13 protein-coding genes are annotated in these 14535 nt (G+C 57.8%); 5 read left to right on the top strand and 8 right to left on the bottom strand.

What is annotated here, in order from left to right:
- Window position 1 precedes the first annotated feature (1 nt).
- From QZ725_RS12175 to QZ725_RS12145, 7 genes are all read right to left on the bottom strand, one after another.
- The gene (locus tag QZ725_RS12175; RefSeq protein ID WP_293779876.1) at window positions 2-1153 is read right to left on the bottom strand and encodes an efflux RND transporter periplasmic adaptor subunit; all 1152 of its coding nucleotides are present in this window, start codon (window positions 1151-1153) and stop codon (window positions 2-4) included.
- Window positions 1150-2388, bottom strand: a complete 1239-nt coding sequence (locus tag QZ725_RS12170) for a TolC family protein (protein WP_293779874.1) — start codon at window positions 2386-2388, stop codon at window positions 1150-1152. The genes QZ725_RS12175 and QZ725_RS12170 overlap by 4 nt, the downstream gene beginning before the upstream one ends.
- Before the next feature lie 86 nt (window positions 2389-2474).
- Window positions 2475-2906 (bottom strand): hypothetical protein, encoded by a 432-nt coding sequence (locus QZ725_RS12165; protein ID WP_293779872.1) that lies wholly within the window; start codon window positions 2904-2906, stop codon window positions 2475-2477.
- Between the two features lie 191 nt (window positions 2907-3097).
- Window positions 3098-4246: a UbiH/UbiF/VisC/COQ6 family ubiquinone biosynthesis hydroxylase gene (locus QZ725_RS12160; RefSeq protein ID WP_293779870.1), complete on the bottom strand. Its 1149-nt coding sequence runs from the start codon at window positions 4244-4246 to the stop codon at window positions 3098-3100.
- Window positions 4239-5585 (bottom strand): aminopeptidase P N-terminal domain-containing protein, encoded by a 1347-nt coding sequence (locus QZ725_RS12155; RefSeq protein WP_293779868.1) that lies wholly within the window; start codon window positions 5583-5585, stop codon window positions 4239-4241. The genes QZ725_RS12160 and QZ725_RS12155 overlap by 8 nt, the downstream gene beginning before the upstream one ends.
- The gene (gene murU / locus QZ725_RS12150) at window positions 5582-6298 is read right to left on the bottom strand and encodes an N-acetylmuramate alpha-1-phosphate uridylyltransferase MurU (protein ID WP_293779866.1); all 717 of its coding nucleotides are present in this window, start codon (window positions 6296-6298) and stop codon (window positions 5582-5584) included. Before murU ends, QZ725_RS12155 begins: the two co-directional genes overlap by 4 nt.
- A gap of 54 nt (window positions 6299-6352) precedes the next feature.
- Window positions 6353-7390, bottom strand: coding sequence for a phosphotransferase (locus tag QZ725_RS12145; protein ID WP_293779864.1), 1038 nt, complete (start codon window positions 7388-7390; stop codon window positions 6353-6355).
- Window positions 7391-7491: 101 nt separating this feature from the next.
- Between QZ725_RS12145 and QZ725_RS12140 the strand changes: the two genes are divergently transcribed.
- From QZ725_RS12140 to gloA, 5 genes are all read left to right on the top strand, one after another.
- A complete protein-coding gene (locus QZ725_RS12140) occupies window positions 7492-9729 on the top strand; it encodes an LPS-assembly protein LptD (RefSeq protein ID WP_293779862.1) in 2238 nt (745 codons plus the stop codon).
- A 2-nt stretch (window positions 9730-9731) separates the two neighbouring features.
- Complete coding sequence (locus tag QZ725_RS12135; RefSeq protein WP_293779860.1) at window positions 9732-11165, top strand: peptidylprolyl isomerase; 1434 nt, start codon at window positions 9732-9734, stop codon at window positions 11163-11165.
- A gap of 3 nt (window positions 11166-11168) precedes the next feature.
- Entirely contained in the window at window positions 11169-12206 is a 1038-nt protein-coding gene (pdxA, locus tag QZ725_RS12130) for a 4-hydroxythreonine-4-phosphate dehydrogenase PdxA (protein WP_293779858.1), read from the top strand.
- Window positions 12207-12242: 36 nt separating this feature from the next.
- Window positions 12243-13016, top strand: a complete 774-nt coding sequence (rsmA, locus tag QZ725_RS12125; protein WP_293779856.1) for a 16S rRNA (adenine(1518)-N(6)/adenine(1519)-N(6))-dimethyltransferase RsmA — start codon at window positions 12243-12245, stop codon at window positions 13014-13016.
- A 111-nt stretch (window positions 13017-13127) separates the two neighbouring features.
- Entirely contained in the window at window positions 13128-13535 is a 408-nt protein-coding gene (gloA, locus tag QZ725_RS12120) for a lactoylglutathione lyase (protein WP_293779854.1), read from the top strand.
- A 96-nt stretch (window positions 13536-13631) separates the two neighbouring features.
- On the opposite strand, the gene QZ725_RS12115 is transcribed toward gloA, so the two are convergent.
- A complete protein-coding gene (locus tag QZ725_RS12115) occupies window positions 13632-14525 on the bottom strand; it encodes a SprT family zinc-dependent metalloprotease (RefSeq protein WP_293779852.1) in 894 nt (297 codons plus the stop codon).
- Window positions 14526-14535 lie beyond the last annotated feature (10 nt).

Below are 14535 nucleotides of genomic sequence, written 5' to 3'. Positions count from 1 at the left end.
TTTACTCCTGGGCGATACCGGTACGCTGGTTATTCAGATGGAAGGCGCCATCGGTCACGATGCGGTCACCCGCTTTCAAGCCCGAAACGATGGTGCGTATCCCGTTATGCGATTGCCCCAGTTGCACCTGCGTGGCGCGATACTGGTTCTCCTTGGTTTCGACAAAAACCAGATCCTCGTTTTCGAAACGCACGACGGCGGAAGCCGGAATGACCAGTTGCTCGGTGGGACGGCTGGTGATCAGCATGGTGGCCAGCATCGCCGGTTTGAGACGGCCGTCCTGATTGTCGAGTGCCGTGCGGACCTTGACGGTACGAGTGGCGGGATCGACGATCTGTCCGACCTGAATCAATTCGCCGGCAATCTTGCGGTTGCCCAATGCCGGAATTTCAATATCGACCAACTGCCCGACAGCGACCAGATCGGCTTGCTGTTCCGGCACGTCTGCTACCGCCCATACGCGAGACAGATCAGCCACCGTGAACAGGGTGTCTGTCGGTTGCACAACCTGGCCGGGCGCGACCTTGAATTCCACCAACGCACCGCGCAGCGTGGAAACGATCGGGAGTGTCGAATTAATCTCGCCGTTCTTGCTCATTTGCGCGATGCTGCCTGCCGACATGCCGAGTACGCGCAACTGATCCGATGCGCCACGTGCTTCGGCAGCGGCAATCGCGTATTCGTTTTCGCGTCGTTGCAATTCGGCCTTACCGATGACGTCGGCAGCAAACAGCAAGCGCGCACGCTCCTGATTTTCCGCTTGCAGTTGCGATTGCGCACGCGCCTTCAGGAACGCAAGTTGTGCGCTACCCAGTTCTGTACTGTGCAGGCGTGCCAGTACATCGCCCGGTTTAACGGCCTGTCCGATGGTGGCAGAAATATCGGTGACGCGACCGGTGACCGGTGCGCTCAGGCGTGCCATACGCTGCTGATCGAAATCGATCAGGCCGGGTACGCGCAGTACTTCGCTGAACGGTGCCAGTTCGACGACGCCGATCTTCAGACGGCTACGCATGGCTTCATCGGCGATGACGAGATTGGGGTCGGTTTTCTGTGCCGGCTCGGCGGTTTCGGTTGGTTTCTTGTCGCCGCAGGCAACCAGGGAAAAGCAAAGCGTCATCAACGCGGCAAGAGGGAGAATGCGGGGCATCATGGTGTGTTACCTGTAGTAGGGTTGGCCAACAGTCGTTCGATTTCGATGACGGCGATTTGTAGATCAAATTGGGCGGCGATCAGATCGTTGCGGGCGACGCGCAGTACACGCTGGGCATCGAGATAGTCGATGATGCCGCGCTCGCCGTAGCGATAAGCCGCTTCCGCCACGCGCAAGGCACTTTCAGCTTGGCGCACGATGCCGGATTCCAAGGCTTCCACCTGCGAGGCGGCAATCTGATATTGCTGGTAAGCGGTGTCCAGATGCTGTGCCAGTTCGAATTCGCGTGCTTCCAGTTCATAACGCAGACGCATTGCATTGGCGGAAGCTTCGTTGATGGGACCGCGATTCTGATCCCACAACGGCACGCTCATCACCACGCCGAACTGGGTATTTCGGTTCTCGGGGTCGCTGCTGGAAGTGGCTCTCAGTGCCAGCGAAGGCATGCGTAAAGAACGCTGATAATCGACGGCAATGCCGGCACGCTGCAATTGCAGGCGCGATTGTCGCAGCTCGGGATTCTTGTCCAGCATCTGCTGGCGCAATTGCTCAAGAGGCGCCAGCGGTGGAATCTCGTTCATCTTGCCTGCGACCGAAAAGGTCGGCGGCAGGTCGCGGCCAACATATTGACGCAAGGTAGATTTGGCCTGGTTGGCACGTAACAGCGTGCTCTGGCTGTTCTTTTGCGCGTTCAGCAATTCAGCCGCCACGCGGATCGATTCGTACTTGGGCGCTTCACCGACTTCGACACGCACTTGCGCACGGTCATAAAGTTGCTGTGTCAATTGCATGTCTTCCAGCGCAGCTTGAAATTCTGCTTCGCGACGCAGCGTTTCATAGTAGCCATGCTTGACCTTAGCGATCAGTTCCGCCGCAAACTGCGTCTGTCCAGCCGTGCTGACATCCAGCGTGCGGCGTGCCATTTCCTGACGCAGATAGCGCTGGTTCGGCAGATCCACACGCTGTGTCAGGGAAATGGTCTGACCATTGCCGGTCATGACACCGGGTACGCGTGCGCCCACGCGACCGGCTGTGTACTCGATTTCAGGATTGGGATAGGCGCCGGCCGAGGTAACGCCGGCGCGTGCGGCCTCGACTTGTGCCGCACTAGCAGCGACGCCCCGGTTGCCTTGCAATGCAAGGGAGAGCAATTGGTCCAGTGTGTACGACTGGGCAGAAGCCTGCGAGCAAGCTACTGCCAGACACACTGCCGTGATAAGTGTGATGGGCTTCATGATTTCCGTGAAAAAGACCTGCCGTGCGCCAAGCGCGCAGCAGAAGGGGGACGATCAGCGACCGTCCGTGCAGCGAAGAAAGACGATCAGATCGTCAGTGTCGGGGGGCGATAAGTCGCGAAAACGGGGGCGGCAGGCGGCGCCTGCAGGGCAGCGGCAAAGGAGGCATTGCCGTGTTCCGATTCATGGAAGGTCAGCACGAGTGGCACATCGTATTCCTGCGGATCGGGCAATTGCACCGTCGAGGCAGATGCATCCTTCGAAGCGCGACAGGGATGTTGCTCCATATCGGCATGTGCGGAGACTTGGGAGACGATGCCATGCTTGCCATCGACTTCGAATTCCCACCATTGCAATTCCAGCAAGACGACCGGATTGTTGAACGGGACGGGAACAGGAAAAGCCGTTTTTTCATCTGCCGAGGCGAGCAGAGAAAGTTCGTTGACGACGGCTTCCGGTGGAATGGTGCCGCTCATCTGCAGAAAGGAGCCGGGTACGGCGTAGCTTGGCGCAGGCATTTCTGTCCGGCACGAAGTTGTGTTGCCCCAGGCCCATTGCAAGGGCAGCAGGAGCATAACAAGAAGCACGTAAAGTCGAGGCATTGCCGGCATTGTAAGGATCGATGGGGTTTTGCGCAATCCGCGCCGCTGGAGGGGCGGCGGCAAATGTTTTCCTTCATGCAAGCTTTGTGCCCGCAAACGGGGAAGCTTCAGGAACGCTGGCCGAACATCATCTGTTGCGCGAGCAACTTTTTGGCCGGGCGAATGCCGTCGATCATGCCCAGCGACAAACCGAGCAGGCTTTGCGGGACCTTGCCTGCCGTCTGTCCGGCAAAAATACGGGCCATCAGATCGGTGAGGTGAATGGTGAGACTGCGATCGTTTTTTCTGGTGGCAGAGAAGCTCGCCAATGCATCGACCGGTGTTTGCTCGCGCAGCAGACGCGACAGCGTGTGCGCATCGCGCAATCCGAGGTTGAGTCCCTGCCCGGCAACCGGATGCAGGGTCTGAGCGGCATTGCCAATCGCGATGCTGCGTGGACGATCCTTAACCTGGGCGTTGAGGCCAAGCGGGAAGGCATGACGTGCCGACGTTTGGATGAAGCGGCCGAGCCGAGTGCCAAAGGCTTCTTCCAGTTCAGCCAGAAACTTGGCGTCTTCCAGCGTCAGTAGATAGCTGGCGCGCTGCGGGCTGACGCACCATACCAGCGCGTAACCGTCATCCTGCGGTAGCAAGGCCAGCGGTCCCTCGTCGCAAAAGCGTTCGAAAGCGCGATGTGCGACCGGCTCATCCACCTTGATGTGAGCAACCACTGCGCTCTGATGGTAATCGCGGTGCAGAGTTTTCTTTTCTTGCTGGCCAAAAATGCCGCCTTCGGCTTGAATGACGATGCGTGTGTTGATGGCGGGCTGGTCGGCCAGCTCGATGCTGGCACCGTCGCCGGTTTCCGTCATGCCGATCACCGAAGCGGGGCGGACGACATGCAGCGCGCTACCCGCCAGCCGGTTTTCCAGTGTTTCGACAATGCTGCCGTAGCGCAGCACATATCCCAGTGCCGGTAAGCCGTAATCGGCACGATCGATCATGGTGCGGCCGAAATGACCGCGCCGCGAGACGTGAATCTGTTCGATGGCCGTCGCGGCAGCGGGCCAGGCCGCGATCTGTTCCAGAATCTGGCGGCTGCCCCATGATAGCGCGATCGAGCGCGGATCACGCATGGCTTGCGCCGCCGGGCGCGCATCGATCAGTGCCATACCTTCGGCACGCTGTCCCTGCTGAATTAGCAGGGCGGCAAGTGCCAGTCCGACCGGGCCGGCACCACAAATGGCAATGTCGAAGGTTTGCGGAGCGTTACGCATTGTTCATCAACGCTTCGATGTCGGCGACCGTCTTGGGTGCGGCCGCGCTCAGGATGTGCATGCCGTTCGCGGTGACAAGGACATCGTCTTCGATGCGAATGCCGATGTCCCAATACTGTTCGGGTACACCCTCGGCAGGCCGTACGTAAATGCCTGGCTCGACAGTGACGACCATGCCCGCCTGCAGCGTGCGCCATGGACGATCGACACCCGGCGCGGCGGCATCGCGATAATCGCCTACGTCATGGACATCCATGCCCAGCCAATGGCCGGTGCGATGCATGTAGAACTGGCGGTAGTCGCCTTTTTCGATCACATCGTCGAGTGTGCCAACCTTTTTCTTGTCCAGCAGGCCGGTATCCAGCATGCCTTGCGCGAGAATGCGTACGGCGGCATCGTGGGCATCCATGAAGCGTTTGCCGGGTCGTGTTTCTGCGATGGCGGCATCTTGGGCCGCAAGCACGAGTTCATACAGTTCCTTTTGCGGACCGCTGAATGTGCCATTGGCCGGGAATGTGCGTGTGATGTCGGAAGCATAGCTATCGAGTTCGCAGCCGGCATCGATCAGTATCAAATCGCCATTCTTGAGCTCGGTATCGCTGGCGCGGTAGTGCAGCACACAGGCATTGGCACCCGTGGCGACGATCGAGCCGTAGGCGGGGAACTGCGAACCGCTGCGACGGAATTCATGCAGAATTTCTGCTTCCAGATGATATTCACGCAAGCCCGGACGCGCGATTTGCATGGCGCGACGATGTGCCGCGGCGGCAATATCGGCCGAACGCTGCATGAGGTCGATCTCGCTCGCATCCTTGATCAGGCGCATCTCGTCGAGCATGATCTGGACGTCGTACGCGGCGGACGGTGGCGTCACACCGGCACGCGCTTGCGTGCGTACCGATTGCAGCCAGCGCTGGACTTGTGCGTCGAGTTTGCTGTCGCTGCCCAGCGCGTAGTACAGCGCCTGCGCATTCGCCATCAGCTTTGGGAGTTCCGTGTCGATGGTATCGATCGCGTAGGCGGCATCGAAGCCGAATGCGGCACGTGCAGCCTCGGGGCCGTAGCGGAAGCCGTCCCAGATTTCGCGTTCCAGATTCTTTTCGCGGCAGAACAGGATGCTTTGCGGCTTTGCGCCGGCGACCAGCACGATCACGGCTTCCGGTTCGGTGAAGCCGGAAAGATAGTAGAAGTAGCTGTCATGGCGATACGGATATTCGGCATCGCGGTTGCGCATGACTTCTGGGGCGGTCGGAATGATGGCAATACCGCCGCCTTTTGCCTGCATCTGCGCGATCAGGCGGGCACGACGTGTGACGAATGGCGTGATGTTGATGCTCATGGACGGTTTCCTCCGGGCGGCAAATTCAGTTCTTCCAGTTGTTCGATGGTGCCGACGTTATGCCACTGGCCGCGATAGATATCGCCGCCGATCTGTCCGCGCGCCGCATATTCGCGCAGCAGCGAACCGAGTTTGGCGTGTTCGCCCGGCGTAATGCCATCGAACATTTGCGGACGATAGATGCCGATGTTGGCAAACGTCAGCTTTTCCTCGCCTTCATTTGCCAGCGAAAAATTGTGCAGGGCGAAATCGCCATGCGGATGGAAGGGCGGGTTCTTGACCAGATACAGCCATGCCACATCGCGTTGATCCGTCGGCAGCGGATTGCCCCACAAATCGTTATCTTCGAGTGCACTGATGAGTTCTGTGTAATCGAAGTGTGGCGTATAGATATCGCCCGAGACCGCGATGAAAGGTTCCTCGCCCAGCAGATGGCGAGCGTTTGCAATGCCGCCAGCGGTCTCCAGCGCCTGTGCCTCCGGCGAATAAAGAATCCGCGCACCAAACTGCTCGCCCGTTCCCAGCGCTTGCTCGATCATGTGGCCAAGATGAGCGTGATTGATGACGATGTCGGTAATCCCGGCTCGTACCAGATTGAGAATCTGCCAGACGATGAGCGGGCGGCCGCGTACTTTCAGCAGTGGCTTGGGGCAGGTGTCGGTCAGGGGGCGCATGCGTTCGCCACGCCCCGCGGCAAGAATCATTGCCTTCATGCGAGTGATGCTCCGTGCGGCGTTTCCGTCGCGAGTATTGTTGCAGGATGGGAGTCAGAAAGTGTAGCCGACGGCCGGTGCCTTGTTTTCAAGTTCGTCGAGCAGGCGGCTCAGCGGTGCCAGTTCCTTGTAACGGTAAACGACCTTGCGTGTGTATTCCATCACGAGCGGCAAATCTTTCAGGTAGCCATCCTTGCCATCACGATGGTAAAGGCGCGCAAAAATGCCGAGTACTTTCAGATGGCGCTGCAGGCCCATGAATTCGAAGTCGCGGTAAAAATGGTCGATATCGGGGTCGACTGGTAGGCCGGCGCGACGCGCCCTTTCCCAGTAACGGATGACCCAGTCGAGCACGAGTTCTTCATCCCACTGGATATAGGCATCGCGCAGCAGCGAAGCCAGATCGTAGGTGATCGGACCGAACACGGCGTCCTGAAAATCCAGAATGCCCGGATTGCCTTGTGACAGCACCATCAGATTGCGCGAATGATAGTCGCGATGCACATAAACCTGCGGTTGCGCCAGATTATTGGCCAGTAGCAGATCGAACATGCTGTTCAGCGTGGCTTGCTGTTTCTCGTTCAGCGTCAGGCCGAGATGCTTGCCGATATACCACTCGGGGAACAGATTCATCTCGCGTAGCAGCATGGCACGATCGTATTCGGGCAACGCATCGGGACGACTTTGCGTTTGCAGCAGGAGCAGCGTGTCGATGGCATCCATGTACAGCTTGTGGGCCGTATCCGGCGCCAGTTGCTGCAGATAGGTGGTGTTGCCGAGATCGCTCAGCAGCAGAAAGCCGTTGTCGATATCTTCCGCCATGATGGCCGGTACGGAAACGCCGGTTTCGCCGAACAGTTTGGCGACGTGCAGGAAAGGACGCACGTCCTCCTGTGGCGGCGGGGCATCCATGACAATATAGCTGCTGCCGTTGCTGCCATCGACGCGGAAATAGCGTCGAAAGCTGGCGTCGGCGGAGGCAGGGCGAATCGACTCGACTTGCAAGGAAGGCGAAGCGAGTGAGGAAAGCCAGGTTTTGATGGCTTGCAGACGCGCATCGGAAGCGCGATCCGGCTGGGGATGAGAGGACATTGAAGCTTGCCTGGTAATACGGTTGATGGGCGGTGAGTTCCCATATAATAAGGGATTAATTTCCAAAAGACGCCAGCGATGGGTCTCCAACTCTACTTTTCATGACCTGGCTTTCACCACTTCTTCCCGGACGACGGTCCATGATGGCGATGACGGCCATGGCAGCAGCCATTTCGGCGTTGCCCTTCGCGTCCCATGCGCAGACAACCGTTTCTTCAGCACAAAGCGATGCCAATGCCCCCACCAACGTCAGTGCCGAGCAGATGACCGGCAGACCGGACCGTGAACTAGTTCTGGAGCGCGATGTGGAAATCGTGCGCGGCGGCACCACGATGACGTCGGACAAGGCCACCTACTGGATTGCCGAAGATGAAATCGAAGCTGTCGGTAATGTGAAAATGACGCGTTTCGGTGATCGTTATACCGGTGACAAGCTGCGCTACAAGATGGATGCCGGCACCGGCTTTGCCGATAACCCGACTTTTCACATCAAGGCTAACAACGGCCAGGGCGGTGCTGAGCGCATTGACTTTTTGGGCGAAGATCGTGCCCGTATTACCGAAGGCACGTACAGTACCTGTGAAGGTCCGGATCCTGACTGGTATCTACGTGCCAATACGATGACGCTGGACAAAGGGCGTGATGCCGGTACGGCAGGTACCACACTCGTCTACTTTAAGGGCGTACCCATCGTGGGAACGCCCTATATGTCGTTTCCACTTTCGGACGCGCGTAAATCTGGCGTCTTACCACCTACGATGGGGACGACCTCCCGTGGCGGCTTCGAGGTCATGGTGCCGTACTATTTCAATATTGCGCCAAACCGCGATTTCACGTTTTCGCCGCGTTTTATCGCCAAGCGCGGTCTACAGCTCGGCGGCGAGGCCCGTTATCTGGGACAGAACTACGCGGGTGAAACGCGTTTCGAATATCTGGCAAATGATCGCGAAACCAAGACCGATCGTTACTCACTATCGACTTTGCACACACAGCGTCTGAGTCCGCAGGCAACGTTTGGCTGGAACATCAATTCGGCTTCCGATAACGACTATCCGCGTGACTTCTCGCGTAACCTAGCGACGAGCACCAACCGCTTGCTATTGCGTGATATCTACTTCAATTATGCGGGCGATTACTGGAATGCCACTGCGCGGGCTTCCAGCTATCAGGTGCTGCAAGACGTGTTATCGCCGATTACGCGTCCTTACGATCGTTTGCCGCAATTGAGCTTCACGTCCGCGCGTTATGACGTCGGTGGTTTCGACTGGACAGCGAATGCGGAGGCGACCAGCTTCTACCACCCGACCCTGGTGCGCGGCCAGCGCTATGTGGTCAATCCCAGCCTGTCATATCCCATTGTTCGTCCCGGATATTTCATCACGCCGAAGGTCTCGCTGCATGCATCGAGTTACAGCGTGGAGGATCCAACCACCAACGCACAGTCGAGTTACAACCGCACCTTGCCGACCATGTCGCTCGATTCCGGTCTGATCTTTGAACGTCCTGCTAGCTTTCTCGGCCAGAGCATGACGCAGACTTTCGAGCCGCGGTTGTTCTATGTGAAAACGCCTTATCGCGATCAAAGCAATATTCCGATCTTCGATTCTGCACTGGCGGATTTGAGCTTCGCGCAGATTTTCGCGGAGAACCGTTTCATCGGCAACGATCGCATCAGCGATGCCAATCAGTTGACGGTGGCAGCGACCACGCGCTTCATCGAGGACAATGGTGTGGAGCGACTGCGTCTCGCTTTGGGACAACGCTTCTATTTCACTGATTCGCAAGTGACCTTGCCCAACCAAGTGGCAACCACAGACAAGAAATCCGATATTCTGGCTTCGGGTATGTTGAAGCTGTCGGATACCTTGAGTACGGAAGGCAATCTGCAATACAGCGCAACGCAAAAAACGCTGAGCCGGGCCAATTACGGCCTGAGTTGGCGTCCTGCAGATAAAAAAGTCTTGAACCTGACCTATCGTCGCGACAAGGCGAACGAATTGAGCCAGATCGACGTCTCAGGTCAGTGGCCGCTGTCCACACGCTGGTATGGCGTCGGTCGTATCAACTATTCGCTGTCCGATGGCACGCAAACAGTCAGTACAAACAACCGTATTGCAGAAGGCTTGCTCGGTCTGGAATACAAAGCGGATTGCTGGATTTTCCGAATTGTTGCTCAGCGCCTGCCAACCGGTACAAGCCAAGCCAATACCAGCCTGTTCTTCCAGCTTGAGTTGAGCGGATTGACCAGGCTCGGTTCCGACCCATTGACGGCAATTCGCAGGAATGTGCCGGGCTATCAAATGATCAATAATCAACCATCCAACGTTAGTGGCATGTAATCATGAAGAAATCCGTTTCAATATCGGCACTGCACCACGGGATGTCGCGTAGCAAAAAACTCGCGCTGTTGTCGGCGCTCGGCATCAGCCTCTGTGTCGGTTCGACCGTGCATGCGCAGCGCGTGGCGGCACCGGTCAAGGATGGCGCGACCAAAAGTGCGCAGCAGCAACCGCGTCTGGCCGATGCGATTTTGGTTGTCGTCAATAGTGATGTCATTACGCGCTATGAATTCTTGCAGCGTCTAGAAATGGTCGAGCAGCGCCTCAAGAGTCAAGGTGGCCAGATGCCGCCGGGCGATCAATTGCAGCGCCAATTGCTGGAACGCATGATCGTCGAGAAAGCGCAGATGCAGATGGCCAAGGAACGTAGTATCAAGGTCGACGATACGATGCTTGATCGCGCCGTGGCACGCATTGCCGAGCAAAACAATATGGGTCTGGCGGATTTCCGTCGTCGCCTGGAGCAGGATGGCATTTCCTATTCGGCCTTCCGCGAAGACATTCGCAAGGAAATCACCATGCAGCGTTTGCGTGAAGTCGAGGTCGATAACAAGATTCAGATTTCCGATGCCGAAATCGACGCCTATCTCGCTGCTCACACTGGTGCTGTCGATGCACCGCAGCAGGAATTGAACATCGCGCAAATCCTGATCCGCGTACCGGAAAATCCGACGCAACAGCAACTGGCCGAAAGCAAGAAGCGCGCGGACGATGTACTGGCGCGCCTGCAAGCCGGTGGCGATTTTGCCAAGCTGGCAGCAGCTTATTCGGATTCGCCAGATGGTTTGGCCGGTGGCGATCTTGGCTGGCGTCCCAAGGATCGCTTGCCGCAACTGTTCATCGATGCCACGGCCAATCTACAACCGGGACAAGTTTCGCAACTGGTGCGCAGCGGTAACGGCTTTCATATTCTCAAACTCGTTGGCAAACGTGCGCAAAGCGTGATGCGTGGTGGTAACGATAATGCCTCGCAGCCGGCGATGCCGAGTGTGCAGCAGACGCACGCGTATCACATCCTCATAAAGGTCAACAAGGTGGTGACGGCGGCCGAGGCACGTCGCAAGCTGCAGGAACTCAAGCAGCGTCTGGATAACAAGGCTGCGACCTTCGAAGAATTGGCGCGCCTGTATTCCAACGACCTGTCGGCATCCAAGGGCGGTGATCTTGGCTGGATTTACCCGGGCGATACCGTACCGGAATTCGAACGTGCGATGAATGAGCTGGCAGTCGGCCAGGTCAGCGAGCCGATCGAATCGCCATTCGGCTATCACCTGATTCTGGTCAAGGAACGCAAGGTCGATGACGTATCGCAAGAGCGCCAGCGCATGGCTGCACGCCAGGCGTTGCGTGAACAGAAACTCGAAGAAGCCACGCAGGATTGGCTGCGTCAGGTGCGCGATCAGGCGTACGTCGAATATCGCATCAACGAACTCTAAGGTATGCACCAGCGCCCGACGATTGCCGTTACTTGCGGTGAGCCGGCCGGTATCGGTCCGGAAATCTCGGTGCGCGCCGCCTGTGAGCTGCGTGCCGATGTACGCAGTGTATTGATTGGCGATGCCGCGTTGCTGTCTTCGATCGCTGCGGCAATCAATCCGGCCATCGAACTGGTGAAGCTGGCTTCGATGGCGCAGTTGCAGCAAGCATCCGTTATGCATGCACGTGATCAATTGCTGGTGCTGGATTGTCCGTTGCCGGTACCTGTGGTGGCGGGTCGTCTGGATGCGCGCAACGGATTGTCGGTGCTGCATACGCTCGACCTGGCGATCGATGCTGCGTTGCAGTCGCAGGTCGATGCCATCGTTACCGCACCACTGCAAAAATCCACCATCAACGATGCCGGCGTTGCCTTTACCGGTCATACCGAATATCTGGCCGAACGCACGCAGACGGCACAGGTTGTCATGATGCTTGCCACCAATGCGACGCCGCAGCCCTTGCGAGTGGCGCTGGCGACTACACATCTGCCGCTGAAGGATGTTGCGGCGGCTATCACCTTTGACCGGCTGGCATCCATCATCGATATCGTGCATGACGATCTGCAACGCAAATTCGGGATCGCGCGTCCACGCATAATCGTAACGGGATTGAATCCGCATGCAGGTGAAGATGGTTATCTGGGGCGCGAAGAAATCGATGTGATCACGCCCGTGTTGCGGGCCGCAGTCGCCAAGGGGCAGGATGTAAAAGGCCCGTATCCAGCCGATACGCTGTTCCAGCAACGGCATTTGGCAAACGCCGATTGCGTGCTTGCGATGTATCACGATCAGGGTTTGCCAGTACTCAAGTACGCCAGCTTCGGGCTAGGGGTGAATATCACCTTGGGCTTGCCCATCATTCGTACTTCGGTCGATCACGGTACGGCGCTCGATCTGGCAGCGCAAGGTCTAGGCGCAGCCGATTACGGCAGCATGATGGAAGCCATTCGCGTGGCAGCGCAGATGGCACGCGCGTCACGCACCATCGATCCTTCTTAATTTTACGAACGGTTATTCCGTTCCTTCACGGCATTCATGAATCACATTCCACGCAAGCGTTTCGGCCAGAATTTTCTCAAGGACGACGCCGTCCTGCACGGCATCATCCGTGCGATCGATCCGCAACCGCATGACACCATGGTCGAGATCGGCCCGGGCCTTGCCGCCATGACGCGTCTGTTGGTCGATGAAGTGGCGACCATGCATGTTGTCGAACTGGATCGCGATCTGGTGGTGTATCTGAAGAAGAATTTCGGCGCAGAGCGGTTGACAGTGCATTCCGCCGATGCGCTGCAGTTCGATTTCTCGACGATTCCGGTTCCGGCGGACCGCAAGCTGCGCGTGGTGGGCAATCTGCCCTACAACATTTCAAGCCCCTTGCTGTTCCATCTGGCGACGATTGCACCGCATGTGCAGGACCAGCATTTCATGCTGCAGAAGGAAGTCGTCGAACGCATGGTGGCGGAGCCTGGCAGTAAAACCTTCGGGCGTCTGTCTGTCATGCTGCAATGGCGTTACCACATGGAGTCGATGTTCGTGGTGCCGCCAGAAGCCTTCGATCCACCGCCGCGCGTCGATTCCGCCATCGTGCGCATGATCCCGCGCGCGCAACCGTTGCCTTGCAATGGCGAGCGTCTGGAGCAGGTCGTGCAAAAAGCGTTTTCGCAGCGCCGCAAGGTGATTCGTAATTGCCTGTCCGGCATGGCCGACGAGCAGCAATTGCGTGCGGCGGGTATCGATCCGCAATTGCGTCCCGAAGCAGTGGCGATGGAGCAGTACGTCGCACTGACAAATCTGCTGTATCCCTGAGCCACGCCTTCAGATATAGCAAACGGCTTCTTCGGCGGCATCGTCCGGCAGGAAAAGCGCGCACGCCTTACAATCGCGTTCTCGAATAACCCTGCTTACCGGAGGACTATCATGCGCATTCTGCATACGATGCTGCGCGTTGGCGACCTGCAACGCTCGATCGATTTCTATACCAATGTGCTGGGCATGACGCTGTTGCGCAAGACCGACAATCCCGAATACCAATACACGCTGGCCTTTGTCGGTTACGGCAAGAATCCCGATCATGCGGAGCTTGAGCTGACCTACAACTATGGCGTCGATCAGTACGAGATGGGTTCTGCCTACGGTCATATTGCGATTGCCGTACCGGATGCCTACAAGGCATGCGAACAGGTCAAGGCAGCGGGTGGCAATGTCACGCGCGAAGCCGGCCCAGTCAAGGGCGGTACGACCGTGATCGCCTTCGTGACCGATCCTGACGGCTACAAGGTCGAACTGATCGAGCGCAAGGAATGGGAAACCATGGAAAAGTTGTGAGCACGATAACGTGCAGTGCTGAAACACCTTGATGTGTTTCAGCGCACACGCTGGTGATGCAGCATGCCTGCGCCGCAGCAAAAGCGTACGCTCTAATCAGAAGATCGGTAGTGTTTCCGGTGCGTGATCGCGCAAGGCTTTTTTTGCGGCGGCGAATTCGGGGAAGATGGATTGCACGGTCGCCCAGAATTGCGGGCTGTGATTCATCTCGCGCAAGTGCGCAAGTTCGTGCGCGATCACGTAATCGATCAGCGGCAGAGAGAAATGCACGAGGCGCCAGTTCAGACGAATGCGTCCGTCGGCCGTGCATGATCCCCATTGCGTGGTGGCGGATGACAACGCAAATGACTGATAGCTGACGCCTAGTTTTTCTGCATAAATCGGCAGACGTTCGCCGAACAGGCGCTTGGCTTCCAGTTGCAGCCAACCCTGCACGCGATCCTTCAATTGCTGCTCGGCGGCGTCTTGCGGCAGCGCTACCGTCAATTCCCTTTTCTCTGCGTCGTAGGCGATGCCGGTCGCCGAACCGGGGTGCAGGCGCAGCGTGATATCGTCACCCAGATACGGCAGAATGCCGCCATCGCACCAGCGCATTTGCGGTTGCAGGCGACGTGCCGAGCGTTCGCGACGTTCATTGAGCTTGTTGAAAATCCAGCGCTGCTTTTCGTGGATCGCACTGTCGATCTCGCTCAGCGTGACCCATTTGGGCGCCGTGATGCGCAAGCCGTCGTCATCGATCATGAAACCGATCGAACGGCGCTTGGAACGCACGAGCACGTAGTCCAGAACATGTTCGCCGATCTGGATGCGCCGCTTGCCTTGCTGTACGGGACGCGACACTTCGGGCACAGCCGCCACGGGCGCGTGTGGTGCCGACGGCGCCGGAGCCGGTTGATCCACGCTCGGTTGCGTTGAAAAATCGCCCGCGAAAAAATCCAGCTGCAACGCGAGCTGCTGCGGATCGGGAGCGGTATGGCGGAGCAGTTTCAAGGATGGTGTG

It is taken from the genome of uncultured Oxalicibacterium sp., assembly GCF_913776015.1.
Taxonomy (GTDB): Bacteria; Pseudomonadota; Gammaproteobacteria; order Burkholderiales; family Burkholderiaceae_D; genus Oxalicibacterium.
Note: the sequence above shows the minus strand (reverse complement) of the source record. Positions and strands in the feature narration are given on the sequence as shown.

Bases quoted from the DNA above. Each gene is read 5' to 3' on its own strand.
- QZ725_RS12170 (WP_293779874.1), bottom strand. From the start codon at position 2,388: ATGAAGCCCATCACACTTATCACGGCAGTGTGTCTGGCAGTAGCTTGC.
- pdxA (WP_293779858.1), top strand. From the start codon at position 11,169: ATGCACCAGCGCCCGACGATTGCCGTTACTTGCGGTGAGCCGGCCGGT.
- QZ725_RS12135 (WP_293779860.1), top strand. From the start codon at position 9,732: ATGAAGAAATCCGTTTCAATATCGGCACTGCACCACGGGATGTCGCGT.
- QZ725_RS12155 (WP_293779868.1), bottom strand. From the start codon at position 5,585: ATGAGCATCAACATCACGCCATTCGTCACACGTCGTGCCCGCCTGATC.
- QZ725_RS12165 (WP_293779872.1), bottom strand. From the start codon at position 2,906: ATGCCTGCGCCAAGCTACGCCGTACCCGGCTCCTTTCTGCAGATGAGC.
- gloA (WP_293779854.1), top strand. From the start codon at position 13,128: ATGCGCATTCTGCATACGATGCTGCGCGTTGGCGACCTGCAACGCTCG.
- QZ725_RS12140 (WP_293779862.1), top strand. From the start codon at position 7,492: ATGACCTGGCTTTCACCACTTCTTCCCGGACGACGGTCCATGATGGCG.
- QZ725_RS12160 (WP_293779870.1), bottom strand. From the start codon at position 4,246: ATGCGTAACGCTCCGCAAACCTTCGACATTGCCATTTGTGGTGCCGGC.
- QZ725_RS12145 (WP_293779864.1), bottom strand. From the start codon at position 7,390: ATGTCCTCTCATCCCCAGCCGGATCGCGCTTCCGATGCGCGTCTGCAA.
- murU (WP_293779866.1), bottom strand. From the start codon at position 6,298: ATGAAGGCAATGATTCTTGCCGCGGGGCGTGGCGAACGCATGCGCCCC.
- QZ725_RS12175 (WP_293779876.1), bottom strand. From the start codon at position 1,153: ATGATGCCCCGCATTCTCCCTCTTGCCGCGTTGATGACGCTTTGCTTT.
- rsmA (WP_293779856.1), top strand. From the start codon at position 12,243: ATGAATCACATTCCACGCAAGCGTTTCGGCCAGAATTTTCTCAAGGAC.